Genomic DNA, 5,006 nt, shown 5'->3' with positions numbered 1-5,006 from the left:
CGGGCGTGCGATCGAGACTGGCTGGCGATCGCGTCCGGCTGGGGTTCGGGATCACGCTCCCCCGTGCCCTTATCGGGATTGTGGGATTTGTTGTCTCGGGGCTTCTCGGCCTGGCGATCGGCTACTGGCTGGTCAGCAAGCTCTTCCCCGAAAGCTGGATTCTCCGGCCGTGGTAAATGGTTGCTCGTTTTCTGTAAAAAAACGCTTCCCGGTTTGGGAAGCGTGGGGAAACTCACACGTGGAACGACGCGAAGCTGCGTGTCAGGCCAGTGTCTTGGTCACCAGAACAACGTCCTGGTCGGCCTTTTCGTTGAATTCAAAGCCACGGTTTCGGAAAGTGGCCAGCATCCGCGCGTTGTCCTTGGATGTTTCGGCAACAACTTTCTTGATCCCCCACCGCTTGGCCACTTCCAGGCAGTAATCGGTGAGCAAACCGCCCAGTCCGCGTCCGTGCCAGCGATCGGCCACAAGGACCGCATATTCCGCGACTTCGTGGTTGGCATCGGCGACGAGCCGGCCCACTCCGATGAGTTTCCGCTGGCCATCCTCTTCCACTTCCGCCACGATGGCCATTTCCCGGTCGTAGTCAATGAAGCAATATCGGGCGGCCATCTCGTGCGTGGTCTGTTTGAACAGATAGCTGAAGCGGAACCAGATGGATTGCGTGGAGCAGCTCGCCAGAAGCTCGTGCCACATCGGTTCGTCTTCCGGCTTGATGGGGCGAAGGATGACCCGCGTCCCGTCCTTGAGCTTTCGCTCCGTGACAAATTCCTCCGGATAAGGCCGAATTGCGAGATGGGCATACGGCCGGACGCCGTGGGCCAGGATATCGCGATCCACGACGACCCGGGCGTCGAGGGCGATCACATCTTCCGGTGTGACAAGGAGCGGATTGACGTCCAGCTCCTTGATTTCCGGATAGTCTGCCACCAGGTAGGAGAACCGCATGAGCACTTCGATGAGCTTGTCGATATTGACGCCCGGCCGTCCGCGATAACCGCGGAGCAATGGCCACGATTTGAGGGATTCCAGGGCGCGTCGGGCAAGCGTTTCATTCAGCGGGGGAAGGGCGAGAGCGTAGTCGCGGAACACCTCGGCCGCCACACCCCCCATTCCCACCATGATCACCGATCCGAACACGGGATCCCGCTTCGTTCCGATGATGAGCTCGAAACTGTTGGGGTAGCTCACCATCTGCTGGACGGTGCAGCCGAGGATCTGCGCATCCGGCCGCTTTTCCTGGGCGCGCCGCACCAGCTTTTCGAAGCCCTCGCGGACGGCCTGCTCGTTGGCGATATTGAGAAGCACGCCGCCCACGTCGGTCTTGTGGGTAATCTGCGGCGAGTGAATTTTCATCACGACCGGGAAGCCGATCCGCTTGGCGATTTCCACGGCCTGATCCGCCGTCCGTGCCAGGTAGGGCTTGGTGACGGGAATACCGTAGGCTTCCAGGAAGGCCTTGGACACGCTTTCCGTCAGGATTTCCGCACCCTCGGTCAGCAGGCTTTCGAAAACGCCGCGCAGGCGCTGGCGGTCGAAGGAGAATGACACCGGGATGTCCCGAGGCGTCTCGTGGAGCAGCGAAAGATTCCGCGCATAGGACACCAGGTGCATGAACGCGCGAACCGCCTTTTCGGGAGTTGTGTAGCAGGGGATGTTGTTTTCACTGAGTACCTGCATTCCCTCGGCGACGGTGCGCCCACCCATCCACGCGCCGAGAATCGGCTTTTTGTGTTTTTTTGCGATTTCTGCGACTGCGCGGGCTGTGCCGGTCGAATCGGTCATCGCCTGGGGTGTGAGAATCACAAATACGGCGTCGACATTGGGATCGGCTGCCACGACGTCGATCGCCTTGGCGTAACGTTCCGGCGGTGCGTCTCCCAGCACATCCACCGGGTTGTTGTGCGACCAGAAGGGCGGCAGAAACTCGTTGAGCTTCTGCATCGTTTCCTCGGAGAGTTCCGCCAGATGACCACCCAGCGCAATGAGGGCGTCGGTCGTCATGACGCCCGGACCACCGGCATTGGTGACGATGGCCACACGATCGCCCTTGGGCGGCTGCTGTCGGGCGAGAAGCTCGGCACAGTCGAACATGTCTTCGATCTGGAAGATCCGCTCGATTCCCGCCCTCTGGAACGCCGCTTCGTACACCGCATCGACACCCGCCATCGCCCCGGTGTGCGAAGCCGCGGCCGCTGCTGATTCGGCGAAGCGGCCCGATTTGAAGGCCACAATCGGCTTCGTGCGGGCGAATGCTCGGGCTGCCGACATGAACTCCCGGGCTTCTGTGATCGACTCGATGTACAGAATGATGGACTGGGTCTCTGTTTGCGACCCAAAATAGTCGATCAGATCGGCAATTGTGACGTCGATCATGTTGCCGACCGACACGAAGTAGGAAAAGCCAATGCCCTGATCGATGGCCCAGTCCAGCACCGAGGTGCACAGCGCACCCGATTGGGAAATAAACCCGATGTGTCCCTTGGGAGGAGTTGCTGCTGCAAAACTCGCGTTAAGGGAAATGCCTGGGACAATGATCCCCAGACAGTTCGGTCCGATGATCCGCATGCCGGGGAATTTGGCCTGCTCTTCGAGCACTTGGTTCTCCAGTTTGCGGCCTTCCTCCCCAACTTCCCGAAAACCAGCCGAAATGATGACAATCCCTTTTGTGCCGGCCATTCCCAGCTCGCGGATCAGGCCGGGCACGGTTTTCGCCGGAGTACAGATGACGGCCAGATCCGGCGGATTCGGCAAACTGGCCACGTCTTTGTAGGCGTGAATGCCCTGGACGGCCTCCCGCTTGGGATTGACCGGGTAAACCACCCCGCGGAACCCGGACCCAACCAGATTCCGCAGGACCGTGTAACCGACACTGGTGGGGGTATCGCTAGCGCCGATAACCGCCACGCGATGAGGATTGAAGATCTTGTGCAGGTTTTCGATACTCACGGTCAGCTCCTACCTTGTCTCCCAGAACCCCGTCCCCGTCCTCGCGGAGACGACTTTCTCCTCTTGTACCGGAAGCATTCCAAAGAGAAACGAATGCCCACCCTCGTAGTTCAAGATAGCCAATTTAAGAATTCGGCGAAAGTGACACAAAATGTAAGTGGTGTCGAAGCTTTACATGATTCGCTGAGTAATCGGTCTTTCGCGGCTGGTTCGTTTTTGTCAACAAATTCGGGTGTGGCGCCTCGTGCGTCAGCCGCTGATTCGCTTATCTAATTGTACGTCGAGTTTGTGGGAGTAGTTTTTCTCTGTTTTCGCTATTTTTCGCTAATCATTGTGTCCGCGCGGAGGGCGGCTGCCACGCCCGTGCGCACGCATCAAAGGCGAACGTTTTCAATCCCGGCGAACCGCCGCCCTGTTTTGGGCACCGTTTCACCAACTCGGAAAAAACCTTTCGTCTGTCGATCGAAACGGCGTGCAACCACACGGCGCTCCACCGCCTCGCAATCAGCGCGGCCAAAAAGCGCATCGAAGAGACCAGGCCGACCTGGACCGCGATCAGAGTAAGAGACTATCCGAAGACCAGGCGGCAACAGGGAATTGGGCCAATTTTAACGTTTTCGGTAGGTTCCGAGCCTTCACCACCTTGCCGTAGCCAATGGAGGGCCGACTTCCACGTCGGCCGTCAGGCCAGATGGAATCGGGCAATCGGTTAATCGGTTAGGGTGGAACGCGACCCGCCAATCCAGACGATGAAGGATATCTTTGGAGGGACCCGCTTGTCGGGTCCGTTTTTCTCGGAGGGACGTGCCTGTCACGTCCGCCGTTTGACGTTGGATCCTCCATTGCCTTTCCCCGGGGGACTAAAGTCCCGCGGGGAAAGCGGGGCTAAAGCCCCGCACTCCATGGAGTGCGGCGATTTATCCCTGCTTTTTTACGAAGGCTTTAGAGACTATCCGAAAACCAGGCGGCAACCAGGACTTGGAGCCGGTTTTGACGTCTTCGGATAGGTGCTAAGATTCTCGCAAAAGATGGACCTTTTGCAGAATGCGAGTTCCATTACCTCCCGAAAACCCCGCTGGTTGTCCCATCGCGATTTTGTCCCTTGACAAGCTTTCATTCGTAACCTAGGGTTGTCTTGACGCCCTGACGAGGTGTCGCCGGGCTCAGGTGATGGCCGGCCGTTGGGAACCTTGACAAGTATCTCTTCTGAGAGGAACGCTGACGCCGGGATTGAAGGGGATACGGCAGGCCACCAGATTTGCCAGAAATGGCTTCTTCTGAGGTGATTAAGGTAACACCTTTAATTTTGTCGGAGAGAACTGCTGTCTGATAGCGCGCACGGACTCTAAATCAGCTGGAAAAATTGTCGGTTGCCGAGGTGGCACGGACGAAAGAGCGAAAAACGGGGCCCAGTGCGCGGGGAACGGACGGCCCTGATTCCCGGCTGACGCCCGGGATGTAAACCCGGCCACCACAAACTCAAGCATCGGCTTACTGGGAGGAAAGTGAGTGATGAGCCTTGCTGACGTCACGTCACCAGCCAATTACTGGCAACCTTTGTCGTCGCAGTCATCCGGCGGGTCGGTACAGGCCGCTGTCCGCCGCGTCCTGGCGACGATCTATCCCGAACCGTATGAAAACGAGCGGCGACAGTCACCGCGTTTTCCGTTCCCCTATCTCGTCCAGGTTCAGCCGATGACCGGAGACGGTGAATCCCGGCAGGGGCCTGCGCTCGTGGTGGTGGGGAAACATTTGTCGGAGACTGGGCTTGGCTTCTATCATCCGCGGCCCCTGCCCAGCCGAATCGCCTGCGTAACCCTGGAGAACGCGGGGCAACGGGCGTCACTCCTTTTGGAACTCCTCTGGACGCAATTCACGCAGCACGGTTGGTACGAGAGCGGCGGCCGATTCCTGCGGGTCGTGGAATCTTGGTGATCAGGTCGTGGCTCTGACTTGATTTGAACACGACCGCCTCGTTTGTCGCCCGGTCTGACTCATCCCCAGTTTTCGTTTGGTGCCGTGAAAGGCCAAACGGTGAAAGTCTTGTAGGAGCAGTT

The 5,006-nt window shown here is 58.6% G+C and carries 2 protein-coding genes; one reads left to right on the top strand and one right to left on the bottom strand.

Annotated elements, in window-relative coordinates; genetic code table 11:
* Positions 1-261: 261 nt before the first annotated feature.
* On the bottom strand, positions 262-2,949 hold the full coding sequence (acs, locus tag H5U08_RS09950; RefSeq protein ID WP_297032597.1) for an acetate--CoA ligase alpha subunit: 2,688 nt from the start codon (positions 2,947-2,949) through the stop codon (positions 262-264).
* Between the two features lie 1,509 nt (positions 2,950-4,458).
* Here acs and H5U08_RS09945 point away from each other — a divergent pair.
* The gene (locus H5U08_RS09945) at positions 4,459-4,884 is read left to right on the top strand and encodes a hypothetical protein (RefSeq protein WP_297032595.1); all 426 of its coding nucleotides are present in this window, start codon (positions 4,459-4,461) and stop codon (positions 4,882-4,884) included.
* Positions 4,885-5,006: the final 122 nt, after the last annotated feature.

The organism is Thermogutta sp. (assembly GCF_014359955.1).
GTDB lineage: Bacteria > Planctomycetota > Planctomycetia > Pirellulales > Thermoguttaceae > Thermogutta.
This window is presented reverse-complemented; position numbering and strand designations above follow the sequence as displayed.